Below are 20,939 nucleotides of genomic sequence, written 5' to 3' on the forward strand. Positions count from 1 at the left end.
TCCATGACCACGCCCACTTTTCTCTCCGTCGTGATCCCGGCCAAAAACGAAGCCGATAACCTGCCCAGCCTGATAAAAGAAATTTGCACAGCGCTGGACGGGGAACGCTACGAGATACTGGTCGTTGACGACGGCAGCACAGACGACACCTTGAAAGTGCTGACTCACCTCAAGGACAGCGGGCTGACCATGTTGCGGATCCTGCGCCACGAGCGATCACTCGGGCAGAGCACCTCGGTCTATCACGCAGCACTGGCAGCCAACGGCACCTGGCTGGCAACCCTGGACGGTGACGGTCAGAACGACCCGGCGGACATTCCGGGGATGTTGGCGCTGGTACGCGCTCACGCAACGGGCTCGGAGGCGATACAGCTGGTGGCCGGTCACCGGGTGAATCGGCGCGATACCGCCAGCAAACGCTGGGCCTCGCGCTTTGCAAACGGCCTGCGCAGCCGGCTTCTCAAGGACGCGACTCCAGACACCGGGTGCGGCCTGAAACTGATCGAGCGAGCCGCGTTTCTGCGCCTGCCGTACTTCGACCATATGCACCGGTTCATTCCAGCGCTGATTCAGCGACATAACGGCCGTATGGTTACGCACCCCGTCAACCACCGTCATCGCCAGGCTGGCGTGTCCAAGTACGGCAACCTGGACCGCGCGCTGGTAGGCATTCTTGATCTGGTCGGCGTCTGGTGGCTGATCCGTCGGACTCGCCTGGATGTTCAGGCACAGGAACTGCGGCCATGAAGCCGGACAACGAGACTTTCTGGCTGATCCTCGGCTTTGTCGGGCAGGCGGTTTTTACCGGCCGCTTTGTCCTGCAATGGCTGTACAGCGAATTCAAGAAGCGCAGCATCATCCCGGTAGGCTTCTGGTACCTGAGCATGCTGGGCAGCACGATCCTGCTGGCCTACGCCATTTATCGACAGGACCCGGTCTTCATCGCCGGCCAGGCCTTTGGCCTGCTGGTGTACATGCGCAACCTGCAGCTGATCAGCCGACAGGCCAAGACACCTGAGGAGCAATGACAGTGCGAACTCACCTTTCGCCTCGCCTCGAGGGATGGCTACTGGTCGCGCTGGCCGTTTTACTGGTCGGGGGCGGCCTGGGCTTGCGTCTGCCGCAGAACGTGGACGAAGAGCGTTTTCTCGGCGTCGCCCTGGAAATGCTGCAGAACGGCTCATGGTTCGTCCCGCACCGGGCCGCGCAGATTTATGCCGACAAACCGCCGCTGTTCATGTGGGCGACGGCATTCTTCATTTGGCTGACGGGCAGCCCGAACATCGCGCTGTACCTGCCCGGGCTGCTCTCTGCAGGCGCGACCACCGCAGTCCTCTACGATCTGGGCACCCGCCTGTGGAACCGACGCATCGGCCGGTACGCCGCCTTGCTGTTCCTGGCCACCTATCAGACCTACAGCATCCTGCGCACCGGGCAGATCGACAGTTTTCTGTGCCTGTGGATTGCGCTGGGCTTCTACGGCCTGGTTCGCCACGTGTTGCTCGGGCCGGCCTGGGGCTGGTTCTATTTCAGCTGTGCGGCGATGGGCCTGGGCATTATCACCAAGGGCGTCGGTTTTGTTCCCGCGTTGATGTTGATCCCTTACGCCTATGCCGCGCACAAAGGTTGGCACGGTGTCGTGGCCATGCCTGGACAGGCCGCGCGCTGGGCGCTGGGTCTGCTGGTGTTATTGCTGGCCTGCTGCCTGTGGCTGGTGCCTATGATTATCTCGGTCGTGCGTGACGGCGGCCCGGAAGGCTTCGCCTACGTGCAGGAAATACTCTTGCACCAGACCGCCAATCGCTACGCCAGCGCCTGGGACCATCGCGAGCCCTTCTGGTATTTCTTCGTCAAAGTCATCCCGCAGTATTGGCTGCCGCTGGTGCTGGCGCTGCCCTGGCTGATCCCGGCCTGGCGCCGACAGTTGAGCAAGCACGATGGCCGGGTGTTGGTACTGCTCGGGTGGGTGTTGCTGGTGCTGCTGTTCTTCAGCCTCTCCAGTGGCAAACGCAAAATCTACATCTTTCCGGCGCTGCCCGGCCTGGTACTGATAGCCGCCCCCTTGCTGCCCTGGTTATTGAAACGCTGGTTCCATGACCGCATACGGGCTCGGCGAATCGTCCCGGTGGTGGTGGTTATCTGGCTCGGTCTGTGGTTCGCCAGAGGGTTCGTCGAACCCGTCATAGAAGGCCAAAACCCACACAAGGAATTGATGGAACAGGCCGCTTACGTCACTCAAGGTGCTGATCTGGTGCTGGTCAACTGGCGCGAGGGGCACTGGCTCTATGCACGCCAACCCATTGTGCATTTCGGTTTTGCCAAGCCGTCGGCAACCGAACAGGCCGCCCGCTGGCTAAGAGAACACCCCGGCACCTTTGCGCTGGTGCCAGGCGAGCAACTGGCCAATTGCTTCTTGCCGGAAAAAGCCCGGCCGCTGGGCCAGACCTCCAGAGCTGACTGGTTCATCGTCGATGCCGATGCCGACAATGGCCGGTGTAAACCGCAACGCCCTATGCAGGCCTATCGCTTCGCCTGGCAGCAGAATGTTGATTAATCCCCCGCCCAGCCACCCAACACGCGGGAGTGCCTGAAGCCATGCAGCTGGAAACGATCAAGGCAAAGCGCCTGACGTGGTCGAACGTCGCTCGAAGGCAGGTATCACTCGCACAACTCGTGTTGAGTGCAGCTGCTCTCGGGCTGCTGATCCTGGCCTACGCCGTGTCGACACACTTTCAGGTCCACCAACAGCTGTATCAGTACGGTCGCACCTGGTTAAAGGGCAATACGGCAGCCGACAAGAATATCTGGCTGCCGGATTTCCAGGTGGTTATCGACGCCAAACCACTTGCCCCGGACGTCGCCAATATCTCCGGGATCACCTACGACTACGACAATGACCGACTGCTGGCAGTGACCAACAAAGGCCCCATGCAACTGCTGGCGCTGGACGTGAACGGCGACATAATCGCCCACTACCCATTGATCGGTTTCGACGACACAGAAGGTGTGGCTTATCTGGGCAACGGTCGCATCGTGCTGTGCGATGAAGATCTCCAGCAACTGGACATCATCACGTTGCCGACGCAGGCACGCCCCATCCACGTCGAGGAAGCTCAGTTCATTGCGCTACTGATCAACCCCAGCATTCATAACAAGGGATTCGAAGGCGTGACCTACGATCCCGCCAACGACCGCCTGTTCGCGATCAAGGAACGCGATCCACGGCAGATGTTCGAGGTTTCCGGCGTCCTGCGCTCCATCGATCAAGGCCGTTTGCAGATCAAAATTGCCGACCGGCTGGACTGGATCACGAAAAGTGTCGCTGCACGCGACCTTTCAGACGGCTACTACGACCCGCGAACCGGCCATTTACTGCTGCTCAGCGACCAGTCGCGCTCGATCACAGAACTGGACAGCAAGGGACGATTCGTCAGCATTCGATCACTGCTGGCTACCTTCTCCGACCTCAAGCACAGCGCCCCCCAACCCGAAGGCCTGACCATGGATCGCGCAGGCAACCTGTACGTCGTGAGCGAGCCGAATCTGTTTTACAAGTTTTCGAAAGTGCCGGAATAGGTAGTGAAGAAACCAGGCCTTGAGGGTGACTTTCGGGGAGTGGGGGTAGGGTCTTTTTTGGGAGAGCTAATGGAATTCGGAAAAATGTGCGAGTTGCTCAGGACGTGAGCCGTGACAGATCGGGTTTCGCGATAGTTGCCATTATGAAATGCTCCTGATTGTCACTCGATTCAAAGTTAATCACAGTAAATAATCTAGCATCCTCAAGCGCGCTGTCAGGCCGAGCCTATTCCTAGGCCTAGTCGATAACCTACCCGATAGAATCCACGGCTTTTATTAGAGGGTATCGACACAGTATCAGGCGAGTGACTGCCTTGCTTCTGCAATGAAACCTCAAGGAGATGAGTGCAATGTCGCGTAAAGTTTTTGTAGCCGGCGCGTCCGGTGTAATCGGCAGAGCCCTGCTCAAGCTCTTGGTGGCTGCGGGCTACAGCGTGTATGGCGCTACCCGCCGCGCCGAAAAAGTGAAGGACATAGAGGTCACAGGTGCTACGGCAGTGGTGGTTGATGTCTATGACGCCGAGCGTTTAAACGAAGAGTTGGTCCGAATCCAGCCATGGGCTGTTATTCATCAACTGACAGATCTGCCTCGTGGCCTAAGTCCCGAATTGATGGCCAAAGCGGTCGAGAACAACGCTCGTATCCGTACAGAAGGAACGCGCAATCTGGTAGCCGCCGCTCGAGCCGCTGGCGCTACCCGTCTGATAGCTCAAAGCATCGCCTGGGCCTACCGTCCAGGCGACACCCCTTATCTGGAAACCAGCCCTCTGGACGTAGAGGCACAAGGCAGCCGTGGCATCAGCGTGGAGGGTGTGGCGGCCCTGGAACAGCAAGTGCTCAGCGAGCCTGCATTGAACGGCACCGTCTTGCGCTATGGTCAGTTGTACGGGCCCGACACCGGCACTGACGAGCCGACCGGTACCAGCCCAGTACACGTACAAGACGCTGCGCGTGCAGTACTGCTGGCGTTGCAAAAAGAGCAAAGTGGTATTTTTAATATCACTCAGGACAGCCCGACCGTCAGCAACGAAAAAGCCAAGCGCATACTGGGGTGGTCTCCTTCCATGGAGGCTTGACGCCACAACGCAGTTACTCCGTACGAAGGAGTGACCGCGTTAGGACTTATTTTGAATAAATCTGAGTCTGCTCTAATTTACTGAAGCCCTCACCCCTGTGGATAACTCACTCCACCGTCACCGACTTCGCCAGGTTCCTCGGCTGATCGACATCCGTCCCCTTCAACACAGCCACATAATACGAAAGCAACTGCAGCGGAATGGTGTACAGAATCGGTGCCAGGGCATCGATGATGTGTGGCATGGCGATGACGTGGGTGCCTTCGCCGTTCTTCATGCCGGCTTGCTCGTCTGCGAATACGATCAACTCGCCGCCGCGTGCGCGCACTTCCTGCAGGTTGGATTTGAGTTTCTCCAGCAGTTCGTTGTTCGGTGCGACGGTGACGACTGGCATGTCGGCGTCGACCAGCGCCAGCGGGCCATGCTTGAGTTCGCCGGCCGGGTAGGCTTCGGCGTGGATGTAGGAGATCTCTTTGAGCTTGAGCGCGCCTTCCATTGCCACCGGAAACTGTGCGCCGCGCCCGAGGAACAGGGTGTGGTGCTTCTCGGCGAACAGTTCGGCGACTTTCTCGACCGTGCCATCCATTGCCAGAGCTTCGCCGAGGCGGGTTGGCAGGCGACGCAGTTCTTCGACCAGTTGCGCTTCGACACCCTCCTCCAGCGAACCCTTGACCTGACCCAGCGACAGGGTCAGCAGCAACAAAGCAACCAGCTGGGTGGTGAAGGCTTTGGTCGATGCCACGCCGATTTCCGGACCGGCCTGGGTCAGCAGGGTCAGGTCGGATTCCCGGACCAGTGAGCTGATGCCCACGTTACAGATCGCCAGGCTGGCCAGAAAGCCCAGTTCCTTGGCGTTGCGCAGCGCTGCCAGGGTGTCGGCGGTTTCACCGGACTGCGAGATCGAGACGAACAGGGTGTCCGGCTGAACCACTACCTTGCGATAGCGGAACTCGCTGGCCACTTCGACCTGGCAAGGGATGCCGGCCAGGCCTTCAAGCCAGTAACGCGCGACCATGCCTGCGTGGTAGCTGGTGCCACAGGCCACGATCTGAACATTGCGTACTTTGGCGAACAGCTCGGCAGCCTGTGGGCCGAATGCGTGGACCAGCACTTGCTGCTGCCCCAGACGACCTTCGAGGGTGCGCTGTACGACCTTGGGCTGCTCGTGAATTTCCTTGAGCATGAAATGGCGGTACTCGCCCTTGTCGGCGGCTTCGGCGCCTTCATGGTATTGCACCACTTCGCGCTCGACCGACACTCCGTCGACGTTCCAGATCTGCACGCTGTCGCGACGGATCTCGGCGATGTCGCCCTCTTCCAGGTACATGAAACGGTCGGTGACCTGACGCAGCGCCAGTTGGTCGGAGGCCAGGAAGTGTTCACCCAGGCCTATGCCGACAACCAGCGGGCTGCCACTGCGGGCTGCCAGCAGGCGATCCGGCTGCGCGGCATTGATGACCGCAAGCCCATAAGCACCGTGAAGCTCTTTCACCGCAGCCTTCAGGGCAACCGCCAGATCGGCGGTGTCCTTGAGCTTATGGTGCAGCAGATGGACGATGACTTCAGTGTCGGTATCGGATGCGAAGACGTAACCCAGGCCTTTCAGCTGTTCACGCAGCGCTTCGTGATTCTCGATGATGCCGTTGTGGACAACTGCCAGCGTGTTGGCCGAGAAATGTGGGTGGGCGTTACGCTCACACGGGGCGCCGTGGGTTGCCCAACGCGTGTGGGCGATGCCCAGACGGCCGATCAGCGGCTCGCCGGCAAGTGCCTGTTCCAGCTCACTGACCTTGCCGGAGCGACGACGGCGCTCAAGGGAGCCCTCGTTGCTGAAGACTGCCACGCCCGCGCTGTCATAACCGCGGTATTCAAGGCGCTTGAGGCCTTCGAGCAAAATGGCCGTGATATTACGTTCAGCAACGGCGCCGACGATTCCACACATGGTTATCTCCTAGCTGACAGCAGCACAAATCAGATTGATGCCGCGGGCCTGTATCTGATCGCGTGCCTCACTGGACAGGCGATCATCAGTAATAAGGGTGTGGATACTGCTCCAGGGCAGTTCCAGATTGGGGATCTTGCGACCGACCTTGTCGGCTTCGACCATGACCACCACTTCCCGGGCGACTTCCGCCATGACCCGGCTCAAGCCCAGCAGTTCGTTGAAGGTGGTAGTGCCACGCACCAGATCAATGCCGTCGGCACCGATGAACAGCTGATCAAAGTCGTAGGAACGCAGTACCTGCTCCGCGACCTGCCCCTGAAAGGACTCCGAGTGCGGGTCCCACGTTCCGCCCGTCATCAACAGGACCGGTTCGTGTTCCAGCTCGGTAAGGGCGCGCGCAACATGCAGGGAATTGGTCATGACCACCAGGCCGGGTTGCTGGCCCAGCTCAGGGATCAATGCCGCCGTGGTGCTGCCACTGTCGACGATGATTCTGGCGTGCTCGCGAATCCTGGAAACCGCAGCGCGGGCGATGGCCTGTTTGTAGCGCGAAACTGGCTGACTGCCATCGCTTATAAGCTCGTGAGGAAGCTGCACTGCTCCCCCGTAACGGCGCAACAGCAGGCCGTTGGTTTCAAGCGCAGCGAGGTCCTTTCGAATCGTAACTTCGGAAGTTTCAAAGCGTCTGGCCAAGTCGTCCACACTGACTTCGCCTTGCTCGTTGAGCAGGGCGAGAATGTTGTGGCGACGTTGTGGTGTATTACGCTTCGACATGACTGCCTTAAGTTTCGTTTCGAAAGATAACGAAGGCAATCAAAACCTATTTTTTGGGTTTGGTCAAGGTTTCAGGATGGGGCGGCGCAATTTCTGTCGGATACTCGTGACACCGGCTTTTGAGCCTGGGGTTTGACGCGGAGCGTCAAGAACGGTATTCCCACGCTGGAGCGTGAGGAACGAGAGGTGTCTGCCGGAACGCTATCGTACCCATGCTCCGCGTGGGTATGCGGTTCTGGACGCTCTGCGTCCTGGCTTGAGTGTCAACTGTGAATAGTTATGGACGCGTGCCAATGCTGAGCATCGGCACGCGGGTCATCAGGAACTGTGGATAACTCAGTCTTTGCTGATTTTCACCGGACGCTTCCAGCCTTCGATATTACGTTGGCGGGCGCGGGCTACGCCGAGTTGTTCAGCAGGCACGTTCTGGGTGATGGTCGAACCGGCTGCAGTCGTCGCACCGTCCAGGATATCCACAGGCGCAACCAGAGAGTTGTTGGAACCGATGAAGACGTCTGCACCCAACGTGGTCTTGTGCTTGTTGGCACCATCGTAGTTACAGGTGATGGTACCGGCGCCGATATTGGTGCGTGCGCCAACTTCAGCGTCGCCCAGATACGTCAGGTGGCCGACCTTGGCGCCCTCGCCCAGGTTCGCATTCTTGAGCTCGACAAAGTTACCCACATGCGCCTTGGCACCCAGCACGCTGCCTGGTCGCAGGCGTGCAAACGGGCCGGCATCGCTGCCCTCACCCAGGATCGCGCCTTCGATGTGGCTGTTGGCTTTAACGACGACACCCTTGCGCAGGGTGCTGTCCTTGATGACGCAGTTCGGACCGATGACCACGTCATCCTCGATCAAGACCTTGCCTTCAAGAATCACATTGATATCGATCAGCACATCGCGACCGACGCTGACTTCACCACGCACATCGAAGCGCGCAGGGTCACGCAGGGTCACACCAGCCGCCATCAGACGACGGGCTTCGCGCATCTGGTAATGACGCTCCAGCTCGGCAAGCTGCTTGCGATCATTGGCGCCCTGCACTTCCATCGCGTCGTGGGGCTGCTCTGTGGCAACCACCAGGCCGTCATTAGCCGCCATGGCTATCACGTCGGTGAGGTAATACTCGCCCTGGGCATTGTTGTTGGACAGCCGCCCCAGCCAGTCAGCGAGATGAGCGGCCGGCACGGCGAGAATGCCGGTATTGCCTTCGGTGATAGCCTTCTGCGCGTCACTCGCGTCTTTATGCTCAACGATGGCACAAACACGATTCTGATCATCGCGAACGATACGGCCGTAACCGGTAGGGTCATCCAGCGTAACGGTCAGCAGACCCAGTTGCTGCGGGTTGACCCGTTCGAGCAGGCGCGAAAGCGTTTCCACTTCGATCAACGGTACATCGCCATAAAGAATCAATACGGTGTCAGCCGTGAGCGCGGGCAGCGCCTGAGCAACCGCATGGCCGGTACCGAGTTGCTTGTCCTGCATCACGAAATTCAAGTCATCGGCTGCCAGCTGCTCACGCACGGCATCAGCGCCGTGGCCGATCACGACATGTATGCCACTTGGGGATAACTGACGCGCGCTGTGGATAACATGACCCAGCATGGAATTGCCGGCCACAGGGTGTAGAACCTTCGGCAGCGCGGAACGCATCCGGGTACCTTGGCCAGCAGCGAGAATAACGATATCGAGAGACATGATAGGACTACCAACTGAGCGGCAACCGGACCGAAGGCGGGCTGACTTGAAAGAGGAAATCTGAAAAAAGAAAAAGGGTAGCCGAGGCTACCCTTTTTCTCAATCGCGCATCGAGTGCAGCAGGGTTAGCCGCCGAACTTCTTGCGAATTTGCTGAACGGTGCGCAGCTGAGCTGCAGCCTCGGCCAGACGAGCAGTTGCAGATCCGTAATCGAAATCTGCGCCCTTCTCGTTCAGGGCCTTCTCTGCAGCCAGTACGGCCGCCTGAGCAGAAGCTTCATCCAGGTCGGCAGCACGTTGCACAGTATCGGCAAGCACCTTGACCATGTTCGGCTGAACTTCAAGGAAACCACCGGAGATGTAGAACACCTCGGCTTCCCCACCCTGCTTGATCAAGCGGATCGGGCCCGGCTTCAGATCAGTGATCAGCGGCGCGTGGCCTGGAGCGATACCGATATCACCCAGGTTGCCGTGCGCAATCACCATCTCGACCAGACCGGAGAAGATTTCCCCTTCCGCGCTGACGATGTCGCAATGGACTGTCATAGCCATTTGCTTGCCTCAACCTAATAGCGCCCGTTGCCGGGCGCCGGGATTACAGTTTCTTGGCTTTCTCGATCGCTTCTTCGATGCCGCCGACCATGTAGAACGCTTGTTCTGGCAGGTGGTCGTAGTCACCGTTGAGGATGCCTTTGAAGCCAGCAATGGTGTCTTTCAGGGAAACGTATTTACCCGAAGCACCGGTGAAGACTTCTGCCACGAAGAAAGGCTGGGACAGGAAGCGCTGGATCTTACGAGCACGGTTAACCAACTGCTTGTCGGTCTCCGACAGCTCGTCCATCCCCAGGATCGCGATGATGTCTTTCAGCTCTTTGTAGCGCTGCAACACGTACTGAACGCCGCGAGCGGTGTCGTAGTGTTCCTGGCCAATGACGTTCGGGTCCAGCTGGCGCGAAGTCGAGTCCAGTGGATCTACCGCCGGGTAGATACCCAGGGAGGCGATGTCACGGGACAGTACGACGGTGGCGTCCAAGTGGGCAAACGTGGTCGCTGGCGACGGGTCAGTCAAGTCGTCCGCTGGTACGTATACGGCCTGGATCGAGGTGATCGAACCATTCTTGGTGGAAGTGATGCGCTCTTGCAGAGTGCCCATCTCTTCAGCCAGGGTCGGCTGGTAACCTACTGCGGAAGGCATACGGCCCAGCAGTGCGGATACTTCGGTACCGGCCAGGGTGTAACGATAGATGTTGTCGACGAACAGCAGAACGTCGTTACCTTCGTCACGGAACTTCTCGGCCATGGTCAGGCCGGTCAGTGCTACGCGCAGACGGTTACCCGGCGGCTCGTTCATCTGACCGTAGACCAGTGCCACTTTGTCCAGAACGTTGGAGTCCTTCATCTCGTGGTAGAAGTCGTTACCCTCACGAGTACGCTCACCCACACCGGCGAACACGGAATAACCGCTGTGCTCGATGGCGATGTTACGGATCAGTTCCATCATGTTTACGGTCTTGCCGACACCGGCACCACCGAACAGACCGACTTTACCGCCTTTGGCGAACGGGCAGACCAGGTCGATAACCTTGATGCCGGTTTCCAGAAGGTCGTTGCCGCCTGCCTGCTCAGCGAAGGACGGTGCAGGACGGTGAATGCCCCAGCGCTCTTCGGTGGCGATCGGGCCAGCTTCGTCGATCGGGTTGCCCAGCACGTCCATGATCCGGCCCAGCGTCGCTTTACCGACCGGTACGGAGATGGCTGCGCCAGAGTCTGTGACTTCCAGACCACGCTTCAAGCCCTCGGTGGAGCCCATCGCAATGGTACGAACCACGCCGTCGCCCAGCTGCTGCTGAACTTCCAGGGTGGTTCCTGCCGCGCTCTGAACTTCCAGCGCGTTGTAGATACTCGGTACGCTATCGCGTGGGAATTCCACGTCGATCACGGCGCCGATGATTTGAACGATACGTCCGCTACTCATTAGCTGGTTCCTCTAATATTTGAACCGTTAAACCGCGGCAGCGCCGCCGACGATTTCCGAGATCTCTTGGGTGATCGCTGCCTGACGCGCCTTGTTGTAGATCAGCTGCAAATCGCTGATCAAATCACCGGCGTTGTCTGTGGCGTTCTTCATCGCGATCATCCGCGCTGCTTGTTCAGCTGCGTTGTTCTCGACCACCGCCTGGTACACCTGCGATTCCACGTAGCGAACCATAAGGCCGTCTAGCAGCTCTTTGGCATCGGGTTCGTAGAGATAGTCCCAGTGGTGCTTGAGCCCTTGATCCGGGGTTGCCACCAGCGGAATCAATTGCTCCACTGTTGGTTGCTGGGTCATGGTGTTGATGAACTTGTTGGATACCACGGACAGGCGATCAATACGGCCATCCAGGTAGGCATCCAGCATCACCTTGACGCTGCCGATCAAGTCGTTGATCGACGGCTCTTCGCCCAGGTGGCTGATCGCAGCGACGACGTTACCGCCGAAGTTGCGGAAAAATGCCGCACCTTTGCTGCCGACCACGCACAGATCGATCTCTACACCGTTTTCACGGTTCACCGCCATGTCCTTGACCAGAGTCTTGAACAGGTTGGTATTCAAGCCACCACACAGACCACGGTCACTGCTCACTACGACATAACCGACGCGCTTCACAGGGCGCTCGATCATGAACGGGTGGCGGTACTCCGGGTTGGCGTTTGCCAGATGACCAATCACCTGACGAATGCGCTCCGCGTAAGGACGGCTAGCAGCCATGCGCATTTGAGCCTTGCGCATTTTGCTGACCGCCACTTTTTCCATGGCGCTGGTGATCTTTTGCGTGCTTTTGATGCTCGCAATCTTGCTGCGAATCTCTTTTGCGCCTGCCATGTAACACCTATCAGGTTAGCAAGCGGGAGCCTTGCGGCCCCCGCTGCGGCTTACCAGGTTTGGGTGGCCTTGAACTTCTCGATGCCGGCTTTCATGCCAGAATCGATTTCGTCATTGAAGTCACCCTTCACGTTGATCTTCGCCATCAAATCGGCGTGATCGCGGTTGAAGTAAGCAATCAGCGCTTGTTCAAAGCTGCCGATCTTGGCGATTTCGACGTCAGTCAGGAACCCACGCTCAGCGGCATACAGCGACAGCGCCATGTCAGCGATCGACATTGGTGCGTATTGCTTCTGCTTCATCAGCTCGGTAACGCGCTGACCATGCTCAAGTTGCTTGCGGGTCGCCTCGTCCAGGTCAGAAGCGAACTGGGCGAATGCCGCCAGTTCACGGTACTGAGCCAGAGCGGTACGGATACCACCGGAAAGCTTCTTGATGATCTTGGTCTGAGCGGCACCACCCACACGGGATACCGAAACACCGGCGTTCACAGCCGGACGGATGCCGGAGTTGAACATGGCCGATTCCAGGAAGATCTGACCGTCGGTGATGGAAATCACGTTGGTCGGAACGAACGCGGAAACGTCGCCAGCCTGGGTTTCGATGATCGGCAGTGCGGTCAGGGAACCGGTTTTGCCGGTCACTGCGCCGTTGGTGAACTTCTCTACGTACTCTTCGGAAACACGCGATGCGCGCTCCAGCAGACGGGAGTGGAGATAGAACACGTCGCCTGGGTAAGCTTCACGGCCTGGTGGACGGCGCAGCAGCAGGGAAATCTGGCGGTAAGCCACTGCTTGCTTGGACAGATCGTCATAAACGATCAGCGCGTCTTCACCGCGGTCGCGGAAGAACTCGCCCATGGTGCAACCCGAGTACGGTGCAAGGAACTGCAGCGCAGCGGATTCGGAAGCACTTGCAGCCACGACGATGGTATTAGCCAGTGCGCCGTTTTCTTCGAGCTTGCGAACAACGTTGGCGATGGTCGATTGCTTCTGACCGATCGCTACGTAGACGCAGAAGATGCCGCTGTTCTTCTGGTTGATGATTGCGTCGATGGCCAGAGCGGTTTTACCGATCTGACGGTCACCGATGATCAGCTCACGCTGGCCACGGCCGACAGGAATCATGGCATCGACAGCCTTGTAGCCAGTCTGTACAGGCTGGTCTACCGACTTACGCCAGATCACGCCTGGAGCAACTTTCTCGACCGCATCGGTCTCGGTGTTGTTCAGCGGACCTTTGCCGTCAACTGGGTTACCCAGTGCATCGACAACGCGACCCAGCAGTTCCTTACCCACCGGAACCTCGAGGATGCGGCCAGTGCACTTGGCGCTCATGCCTTCAGCCAGAGTCGTGTAAGCGCCCAGTACAACGGCACCCACGGAGTCTTGCTCAAGGTTCAGCGCCATACCGTAGACGCCGCCCGGAAACTCGATCATTTCGCCGTACATTACGTCGGCCAGACCATGAATCCGCACGATACCGTCAGACACGCTGACGACTGTGCCTTCGTTACGGGCTTGGGAGGTTACATCGAGCTTGTCGATGCGACCCTTGATGATTTCACTTATTTCGGAAGGATTGAGTTGCTGCATTGCTCTGCTGCCCCTTCAAACTCAAGATTTCAATGCTTCGGCTAGTTTCGCGATCTTGCCACGAACTGAGCCATCGATAACCAGGTCGCCGGCGCGGATGACGACACCCCCTATAAGAGAGGCATCCTCCGCAGCATGCAGGCGCACTTCCCGGCCGAGCCGTGCACTGAGAACCTTGGCGAGTTTGTCTTGCTGTTCTTGGTTCAATGCAAAAGCACTGGTGACATCCACATCGACCGATTTTTCCTGCTCGGCCTTGTACAGGTCGAACAGTTCGGCGATCTCCGGCAAAAGCGGGAGGCGGTCGTTTTCAGCAACGACGTGAATGAAATTCTGTGCCTTGGCATCGAACTTTTCGCCACACACTTCAATAAAAGTGGTGGCCTTTTGTGCGCTCGTCAGTCGCGGGGCCTTGAGCATGCGCTGCATGGTGTCGTCTTGCGACACCGCAGCAGCCAGGCCGAGCATGGCTGACCAATTGGCCAGCTGCTGGTGGGCCTGCGCATGCTCGAAGGCCGCCTTCGCGTAAGGTCGGGCCAACGTGGTCAGTTCTGCCATGATCGCCCTCGCTTAAATTTCAGCAGCCAGTTTGTTAACCAGCTCCGCGTGCGCGTTTTGATCGATTGTGGCACCCAGGATCTTCTCTGCGCCATTGACTGCCAGGCTACCCAACTGGGCGCGCAAGGCGTCTTTGACACCGTTCAGTTCCTGCTCGATCTCGGCCTGAGCCTGAGCCTTCACACGGTCAGCTTCAACGCGTGCCGTTTCACGGGCTTCGTCGACAATCTGAGTACCGCGTTTCTTGGCTTGCTCAATGATCTCGGCTGCTTGAGCTTTAGCTTCGCGCAGTTGTTGACCCGCTTTTTCTTGGGCCAGCTCCAGGTCGCGAGCTGCTCGGGAAGCAGCGTCCAGTCCATCCGCGATCTTCTTCTGACGTTCGTGCAAAGCCGCGATGACCGGAGGCCACACGAACTTCATGCAGAACAGCACAAAAATGAAGAACGCAACGGACTGGCCAATCAGGGTTGCATTAATGTTCACGCCAACACCTCGCTCGTTCGTTGTCCATCACACCAATCAACTCGAAAATTCGAGTGATCAGCCAGCGAGTTGACCAACGAAGGGGTTCGCAAAGGTGAAGAACAGAGCGATACCAACACCGATCATGGTCACGGCGTCGAGCAGGCCCGCAACGATGAACATTTTAACTTGCAGCATTGGAACCATTTCCGGCTGACGCGCTGCGCCTTCCAGGAACTTGCCGCCCAACAGGCCGAAACCGATTGCAGTACCCAGTGCGCCCAGGCCGATCAACAGTGCAACAGCGATAGCGGTTAGACCAACTACAGTTTCCATCTTTCCTCCCGACTTTTACGTCGTATTGGTTAGGTTTTTTTAATTGAAGCGGTAAAACAAAATCGTTTCTACATCAGCCCTTGCGGGCACCGCCTCGCCACTGGCGAGACGGTCATCAGACGCGTCCTGAGACGAATCTCAATGGTTATCTTCGTGAGCCATCGACAGGTAGACGATGGTCAGCATCATGAAGATGAACGCTTGCAGGGTGATGATCAGGATGTGGAACACAGCCCACGCCCACTGCAGCACTACACCCAGACCGCTGAGCCACAACAGACCGCTGCCGAACATCACGGCGATCAGGATGAAGACCAGCTCGCCAGCATACATGTTGCCGAACAGACGCAGAGCCAGGGAAATCGGCTTGGCGATCAGCGTCACGAATTCCAGCAGGAAGTTGACCGGGATCAACAGCGCCTGAACGAACAGGTTCTTGCTGCCGAACGGGTGAAGGGTCAGCTCGCCGATGAAACCGCCAATGCCCTTGACCTTGATGCTGTAGAAAATGATCAGTGCGAACACGGACAGGGCCATGCCCAGCGTGGCGTTCGGGTCAGTGGTCGACACGGCACGGAACGGAATGTGCGAGTCACCCGAGATCATCATCGCCAGCTGTGGAATCCAGTCCACCGGTACCAGGTCGACCGCGTTCATCAGGAAGACCCAGACGAAAATGGTCAACGCCAGTGGCGCGATAACCGCGCTGCGGCCGTGGAAGCTGTCTTTCACGCTGCCGTCGACGAACTCGACCAGCACTTCGACGAAGTTCTGCAGTGCGCCAGGCTGACCGGAAGTTGCCTTCTTGGCCGCCATGCGGAAGATCAGAACGAAAATCAGACCCAACGCAACCGACCAGCCGAGGGTATCGACGTGGAAGGCCCAGAAACCCATTTCCTTGGCTTCCGCTGCGGTGTGGGCAAAGCCCCATTCGCCATTGGGCAGGTGCCCGAAGGTAAGGTTCTGCAAGTGGTGCTGGATATAGCCCGAAGCTGTTTGCTCTGCCATGGTTGCCTCAAACGCCCTAAGGTCTCGAAAGTCTTGTTCTCGTAAGCAGGGGAGCGAACCAGTTGACCACCTGGATCAACATGAACACGCCGAATACAGCCAGCGGCGCCAAAGGCTTCACACCTGCGAACGTCAATGCAAAAAGCACTGCCGTGAAAATCAGTTTGCCTGCCTCGCCGGCGTAGAACGACCGAACGATGGCTTGCGCTGCTCTGGCCCCGGAAAACCGGAATGCCTTGTGAGCAAAGTATAAATTGGGTAGCCAGGCTATCAGGCCTCCGCAGAGTCCCGAATATCCTGCAACGACTCCTTGCCACTGCCACAGCACCAATGCGGCCATGAGCAGCACGATCAATTGAGCCAGCAAAAGCGGGAAAACCGCCAGGCGATAGAACGGCAAGCGGTCTGGCATGCGGGATTCCATCGCAACTGCTCCTTTGATGTCGGTCGCCATAATCAATAACTTGGCATAATTTGTGCCGACAAAATGCGCGCAGAGTATAGGGGCGGTTAAGCCCCTATTCAACAGTCGGGTAGTGATTTCCGACTATACGCTACAGAGCAATTGTTTCAGCGGATGTGAGCGAGCACTCCCTGAAGCTCGTCCAGCGAGTTGTAACGGATGACCAATTGCCCTTTGCCCTTCTGACCGTGACGAATCTGCACTGCAGAGCCCAGACGCTCGGCCAGGCGCTGTTCCAGGCGGCTGATGTCCGGGTCGGTCTTCACCGGCTCGGCAGCCTCTGCCTTGCCGCTCAGCCACTGCCTGACCAGTGCTTCGGTCTGGCGCACGGTAAGCCCGCGTGCGACAACGTGTCGCGCACCTTCGACCTGCCGATCTTCACCCAGCCCGAGCAAGGCGCGAGCATGACCCATTTCCAGGTCGCCATGAGACAGCATCGTCTTGATGGCCTCCGGCAAGGCAATCAGGCGTAACAGGTTGGCGACACTGACTCGCGACTTGCCGACGGCATCGGCCACCTGCTGCTGGGTCAGTTGAAACTCCTGCTGCAGGCGCTGCAGTGCCATGGCCTCTTCGATCGGGTTGAGGTCCTCACGCTGGATGTTCTCGATCAGCGCCATCGCAATCGCGGTTTCGTCCGGCACATCGCGGACCATCGCCGGGATCGTCTCGACTCCCGCCTGCTGGCTGGCACGCCAGCGACGCTCGCCCGCAATGATCTCGAAGCGGTTGTCACCGATAGGACGCACCACGATCGGTTGCATCACGCCCTGCGACTTGATCGACTGCGCAAGTTCTTCGAGTGCCTGCGGGTCCATGTCACGGCGCGGCTGGTACTTGCCGCGCTGGATCAGGTCCAGCGGCACATGCTGCAACTCACTTGGCGGGGCCTTGACGGCCTGTTCTTCCAGCGAACTGACGGTTGGACTGCTCAGAAGTGCGTCCAACCCACGTCCGAGACCTCGTTTCTTGACGGCCATGGGAATTCCTTAGGTTGGCTGAGCGGTTTTTGCGCCGCGACGTTGACGACGAACCAGTTCACTTGCCAGGGCCAGATAGGCCAGCGCACCGCGAGACGACTTGTCATACGCCAGCACGGGCATGCCGAAACTCGGAGCCTCGGCCAGACGGATGTTTCTCGGGATCACGGTGTCGTACAACTGCTCGCCGAAGTGTTCCTTGAGCTGCGCCGAAACGTCGTTGATCAGACTCAGCCGCGGATCATACATGGTGCGCAGCAAACCTTCGATTTTCAGCTGCGGGTTGAGCAGTTCAGCGATGCGCTTGATGTTATCCACAAGGTCACTGAGACCTTCGAGTGCAAAGTATTCGCACTGCATGGGGATAATTACGCCGTCTGCCGCGACCAGCGCGTTCAGAGTCAGCATCGACAGCGAAGGTGGGCAATCGATGAGAATGTAATCGTAATTCTCGCGGATGGGCGCCAGCGCATTGCGCAGACGACTCTCTTTCATCTGCATTTCCAGCAGAACCACTTCACCCGCCGTCAGATCACGGTTGGCCGGAAGCAGTTGATAACCACCGTGCTCGGAAAACTGCATGGCCTCGCCCAGATCGCATTCGCCGATCAACAGGTCGTAGACGGAGTTTTCCAGGTTGTGTTTATCCACACCGCTGCCCATGGTCGCATTGCCCTGGGGATCGAGGTCGATCAGCAGCACACGGCGCTTGGTCGCGACCAGTGACGCGGCGAGGTTGATGCATGTGGTGGTCTTGCCGACCCCACCTTTCTGGTTCGCTATCGCGAATACCTTAGCCATTCTTGCTTGTGTTCCCAGTCATGCCGTGCGGCGCAGTATCAGCAGATGGCGTTGGCCTTGGCAACCCGGAACGGTCAAGGCGTGTGCGCTATCGAGGTGAAAATCCGAGGGCAATGCTACCAGCTCATCGTCAGGATGCAGCCCTTTCATTGCCAGCCAGCGTGTATTGACGTCGCCCATGTGACGGGTCCAGCCGGTGAAGTCTTCCAGGCTGCTGAACGCACGGGAGATGATCCCGTCGAAAGGCACTTCGGGCTGATAACTTTCTGCACGGCTGTGGATAACTTCAAGATTATCCAGTTTCAGCTCAAGTTTGACCTGGGTCTGAAACCGGGTTTTCTTGCCATTGCTGTCCAGCAGCGCCACTTTGCGCTCCGGAAACAGAATGGCCATGGGAATGCCGGGCATCCCACCGCCGCTGCCGACGTCGATCCAGCGTGTTCCTTCGATGAAGGGCACCACACTGAAACTGTCGAGCAGATGCCTCGATACCATTTCGTCCGGGTTGCGTACCGCAGTCAGGTTGTAGGCCTTGTTCCACTTGATCAACAACGCCAGATACGCCAGCAATTGCTCGTGCTGGGCCGGACTGAGGTCAATCCCCAATTCCTTGGCACCGGTGGATAACTCTTGGGCGTGTTGCGGGGTGACCATAGAACTCAAGCGCTTTGCTCCAACTGACGGCCCGCGCCGCGTTTTTTCAAATGAATCATCAACAGCGATATCGCTGCAGGCGTAACACCGGGGATGCGCGATGCCTGTCCGAGCGTTTCCGGACGAGTTATCCCCAGCTTGCTCTGGATTTCTTTTGACAGGCCGGATATCGCGGCGTAATCGATGTCTTCCGGCAGGCGGGTGTCTTCACTGGCGCGCAGACGGGCAATTTCATCCTGCTGGCGATCAATGTAACCGGCGTATTTTGTCTTGATCTCGACCTGCTCGGCGACCTGGGGATCGGTGCAGCCCTGGCCAGTGATTGAAATCAGGCTGGCATAGTCGATTTCCGGACGGGTCAGCAGGTTGAGCAAATTGTATTCGTGGGTCAGTGGCGTGCCGAAGTGTGCGGCAATCGCATCGCCCTGCTCGGTACCGGGACGCACCCAGGTACTTTTCAAACGCTGTTCTTCCAGCTCGATGCTTTCACGCTTGGTGCAGAACGCAGCCCAGCGGGCATCGTCGACCAGGCCCAGTTCGCGGCCTTTTTCGGTGAGTCGCAGGTCAGCGTTGTCTTCGCGCAGGATCAAACGGTATTCGGCCCTGGAGGTGAACATCCGGTAAGGCTCTTGCGTACCAAGCGTGATCAGGTCATCGACCAGAACGCCGATGTACGCTTCATCGCGACGCGGGCACCAGCTGTCTCGACCCTGTGCGCGCAGCGCGGCATTGGTCCCGGCCAGCAAACCCTGGGCACCAGCCTCTTCGTAACCGGTCGTGCCGTTGATCTGGCCAGCGAAGAACAGACCGCCGATGACCTTGGTTTCCAGGCTGTATTTCAGATCACGCGGGTCGAAATAGTCGTATTCGATGGCGTAACCAGGGCGAACGATGTGTGCGTTCTCCATGCCGCGAATCGACCGGACGATCTGCAGTTGCACGTCAAATGGCAACGACGTGGAAATACCGTTCGGGTATAGCTCGTGCGTGGTCAACCCTTCCGGCTCGATGAAGACCTGGTGGCTTTCCTTGTCGGCAAACCGGTGGATCTTGTCTTCGATCGACGGGCAGTAACGTGGACCAATACCTTCGATCACGCCCGAATACATCGGCGAGCGATCAAGGTTGGACGCAATGATCTCGTGAGTCCGCGCGTTGGTGTGGGTAATCCAGCAACTGACCTGCGGCGGATGCTGTTCCTTGTTGCCCAGGAACGACATGACCGGGATCGGCGTGTCACCTGGTTGCTCGGTCATCACCGAGAAATCCACAGAACGCCCGTCAATGCGTGGCGGGGTCCCGGTTTTCAGGCGGCCGACGCGCAGCGGCAGCTCACGCAGTCGTTGCGCCAGTGCGATCGAAGGAGGATCACCTGCCCGACCGCCCGAATAATTTTGCATACCGATGTGGATAAGTCCGCCAAGGAACGTACCTGTGGTCAACACCACGGAATCGGCAAATATGCGCATACCCATCTGGGTCACGACGCCGCGCACTTGATCCTGGTCGACGATCAGGTCATCGCAGGCTTGCTGAAATATCCACAGATTCGGCTGATTTTCCAGGGTTTCACGGATGGCTGCCTTGTACAGCACGCGATCGGCCTGTGCACGGGTTGCACGTACGGCAGGCCCCTTGCGGCTGTTCAGCACGCGGAACTGGATACCGCCCTTGTCAGTAGCCATGGCCATGGCGCCGCCCAGCGCGTCGATTTCCTTGACCAGATGGCTTTTACCGATACCACCGATGGCCGGGTTGCAACTCATCTGGCCGAGTGTTTCCACGTTGTGGGTCAGCAACAGGGTTTTGACACCCATGCGTGCCGACGCCAGTGCGGCCTCGGTACCGGCATGACCGCCACCGATGACGATCACTTCAAAACGGGAAGGGAAATCCACCACGCACCTCGTGCCTGTTGTCGATGAGAAATTGGGATAGCTGACAAGTATAGGGACTTACCCCACCTGAATGAAACCCGCTGGACAAAATTTAACCAGCTGTGGAAAAGTCACGGATAAAGAAAATAAAAAGGAAAGAAAGTTTATAAAGCCTTGTTTTTATGTTTATTCTTACTGAGCCACCTTTCTGTGGATAGATTGCTACAGGCCTTTATTTTCAATGTGTACAGAGATTCAAAAGTCTGTG

Annotated in this window: 21 protein-coding genes; 5 read left to right on the forward strand and 16 right to left on the reverse strand. The window is 58.1% G+C overall.

Features of this window, described 5'->3' with window-relative positions:
* The first annotated feature begins 3 nt into the window (after positions 1 to 3).
* From KBY02_RS18860 to KBY02_RS18880, 5 genes are all read left to right on the forward strand, one after another.
* A complete protein-coding gene (locus KBY02_RS18860) occupies positions 4 to 747 on the forward strand; it encodes a glycosyltransferase family 2 protein (RefSeq protein WP_024640371.1) in 744 nt (247 codons plus the stop codon).
* Positions 744 to 1,028 carry a lipid-A-disaccharide synthase N-terminal domain-containing protein gene (locus tag KBY02_RS18865; RefSeq protein ID WP_003367870.1) on the forward strand — a complete coding sequence of 95 codons (285 nt, stop codon included), beginning with the start codon at positions 744 to 746 and terminating at the stop codon, positions 1,026 to 1,028. Before KBY02_RS18860 ends, KBY02_RS18865 begins: the two co-directional genes overlap by 4 nt.
* Positions 1,025 to 2,554, forward strand: a complete 1,530-nt coding sequence (locus KBY02_RS18870; RefSeq protein ID WP_096126716.1) for an ArnT family glycosyltransferase — start codon at positions 1,025 to 1,027, stop codon at positions 2,552 to 2,554. Before KBY02_RS18865 ends, KBY02_RS18870 begins: the two co-directional genes overlap by 4 nt.
* Before the next feature lie 41 nt (positions 2,555 to 2,595).
* On the forward strand, positions 2,596 to 3,576 hold the full coding sequence (locus tag KBY02_RS18875; protein WP_111522534.1) for an SdiA-regulated domain-containing protein: 981 nt from the start codon (positions 2,596 to 2,598) through the stop codon (positions 3,574 to 3,576).
* A gap of 350 nt (positions 3,577 to 3,926) precedes the next feature.
* Complete coding sequence (locus tag KBY02_RS18880; RefSeq protein WP_096135240.1) at positions 3,927 to 4,652, forward strand: NAD-dependent epimerase/dehydratase family protein; 726 nt, start codon at positions 3,927 to 3,929, stop codon at positions 4,650 to 4,652.
* 106 nt (positions 4,653 to 4,758) lie between these two features.
* Here KBY02_RS18880 and glmS read toward each other — a convergent pair whose 3' ends face one another.
* The 16 genes from glmS to mnmG form a co-directional block, all read right to left on the reverse strand.
* Entirely contained in the window at positions 4,759 to 6,594 is a 1,836-nt protein-coding gene (gene glmS, locus KBY02_RS18885) for a glutamine--fructose-6-phosphate transaminase (isomerizing) (protein ID WP_057444971.1), read from the reverse strand.
* A gap of 9 nt (positions 6,595 to 6,603) precedes the next feature.
* Positions 6,604 to 7,371, reverse strand: coding sequence for a DeoR/GlpR family DNA-binding transcription regulator (locus KBY02_RS18890; protein WP_225650681.1), 768 nt, complete (start codon positions 7,369 to 7,371; stop codon positions 6,604 to 6,606).
* 336 nt (positions 7,372 to 7,707) lie between these two features.
* Positions 7,708 to 9,075, reverse strand: coding sequence for a bifunctional UDP-N-acetylglucosamine diphosphorylase/glucosamine-1-phosphate N-acetyltransferase GlmU (gene glmU, locus KBY02_RS18895; protein WP_111522533.1), 1,368 nt, complete (start codon positions 9,073 to 9,075; stop codon positions 7,708 to 7,710).
* Positions 9,076 to 9,200: 125 nt separating this feature from the next.
* Complete coding sequence (locus KBY02_RS18900) at positions 9,201 to 9,626, reverse strand: F0F1 ATP synthase subunit epsilon (protein ID WP_003413751.1); 426 nt, start codon at positions 9,624 to 9,626, stop codon at positions 9,201 to 9,203.
* A 43-nt stretch (positions 9,627 to 9,669) separates the two neighbouring features.
* The gene (gene atpD / locus KBY02_RS18905) at positions 9,670 to 11,049 is read right to left on the reverse strand and encodes a F0F1 ATP synthase subunit beta (RefSeq protein ID WP_002555982.1); all 1,380 of its coding nucleotides are present in this window, start codon (positions 11,047 to 11,049) and stop codon (positions 9,670 to 9,672) included.
* 27 nt (positions 11,050 to 11,076) lie between these two features.
* A complete protein-coding gene (gene atpG, locus KBY02_RS18910; RefSeq protein ID WP_003367855.1) occupies positions 11,077 to 11,937 on the reverse strand; it encodes a F0F1 ATP synthase subunit gamma in 861 nt (286 codons plus the stop codon).
* A gap of 50 nt (positions 11,938 to 11,987) precedes the next feature.
* Complete coding sequence (gene atpA / locus KBY02_RS18915; RefSeq protein ID WP_002555984.1) at positions 11,988 to 13,532, reverse strand: F0F1 ATP synthase subunit alpha; 1,545 nt, start codon at positions 13,530 to 13,532, stop codon at positions 11,988 to 11,990.
* Between the two features lie 21 nt (positions 13,533 to 13,553).
* Positions 13,554 to 14,090 (reverse strand): F0F1 ATP synthase subunit delta, encoded by a 537-nt coding sequence (locus tag KBY02_RS18920; RefSeq protein WP_003315956.1) that lies wholly within the window; start codon positions 14,088 to 14,090, stop codon positions 13,554 to 13,556.
* Between the two features lie 12 nt (positions 14,091 to 14,102).
* Positions 14,103 to 14,573, reverse strand: a complete 471-nt coding sequence (locus tag KBY02_RS18925) for a F0F1 ATP synthase subunit B (protein ID WP_003401414.1) — start codon at positions 14,571 to 14,573, stop codon at positions 14,103 to 14,105.
* 57 nt (positions 14,574 to 14,630) lie between these two features.
* A complete protein-coding gene (gene atpE / locus KBY02_RS18930; RefSeq protein ID WP_002555987.1) occupies positions 14,631 to 14,888 on the reverse strand; it encodes a F0F1 ATP synthase subunit C in 258 nt (85 codons plus the stop codon).
* A gap of 138 nt (positions 14,889 to 15,026) precedes the next feature.
* Entirely contained in the window at positions 15,027 to 15,896 is an 870-nt protein-coding gene (atpB, locus tag KBY02_RS18935; RefSeq protein WP_003315954.1) for a F0F1 ATP synthase subunit A, read from the reverse strand.
* Between the two features lie 16 nt (positions 15,897 to 15,912).
* Positions 15,913 to 16,320 (reverse strand): F0F1 ATP synthase subunit I, encoded by a 408-nt coding sequence (locus KBY02_RS18940; protein WP_002555989.1) that lies wholly within the window; start codon positions 16,318 to 16,320, stop codon positions 15,913 to 15,915.
* 146 nt (positions 16,321 to 16,466) lie between these two features.
* Complete coding sequence (locus KBY02_RS18945) at positions 16,467 to 17,339, reverse strand: ParB/RepB/Spo0J family partition protein (protein ID WP_003315951.1); 873 nt, start codon at positions 17,337 to 17,339, stop codon at positions 16,467 to 16,469.
* 9 nt (positions 17,340 to 17,348) lie between these two features.
* Positions 17,349 to 18,140, reverse strand: coding sequence for a ParA family protein (locus tag KBY02_RS18950; RefSeq protein WP_002555991.1), 792 nt, complete (start codon positions 18,138 to 18,140; stop codon positions 17,349 to 17,351).
* A gap of 18 nt (positions 18,141 to 18,158) precedes the next feature.
* Positions 18,159 to 18,803 (reverse strand): 16S rRNA (guanine(527)-N(7))-methyltransferase RsmG, encoded by a 645-nt coding sequence (gene rsmG, locus KBY02_RS18955; protein ID WP_225650682.1) that lies wholly within the window; start codon positions 18,801 to 18,803, stop codon positions 18,159 to 18,161.
* Positions 18,800 to 20,692, reverse strand: coding sequence for a tRNA uridine-5-carboxymethylaminomethyl(34) synthesis enzyme MnmG (mnmG, locus tag KBY02_RS18960; protein WP_057457258.1), 1,893 nt, complete (start codon positions 20,690 to 20,692; stop codon positions 18,800 to 18,802). Before mnmG ends, rsmG begins: the two co-directional genes overlap by 4 nt.
* Between the last annotated feature and the right edge of the window lie 247 nt (positions 20,693 to 20,939).

Origin of the sequence: Pseudomonas sp. P129, assembly GCF_020312195.1 — a bacterium.
Classification (GTDB): Bacteria; Pseudomonadota; Gammaproteobacteria; order Pseudomonadales; family Pseudomonadaceae; genus Aquipseudomonas; species Aquipseudomonas fragariae.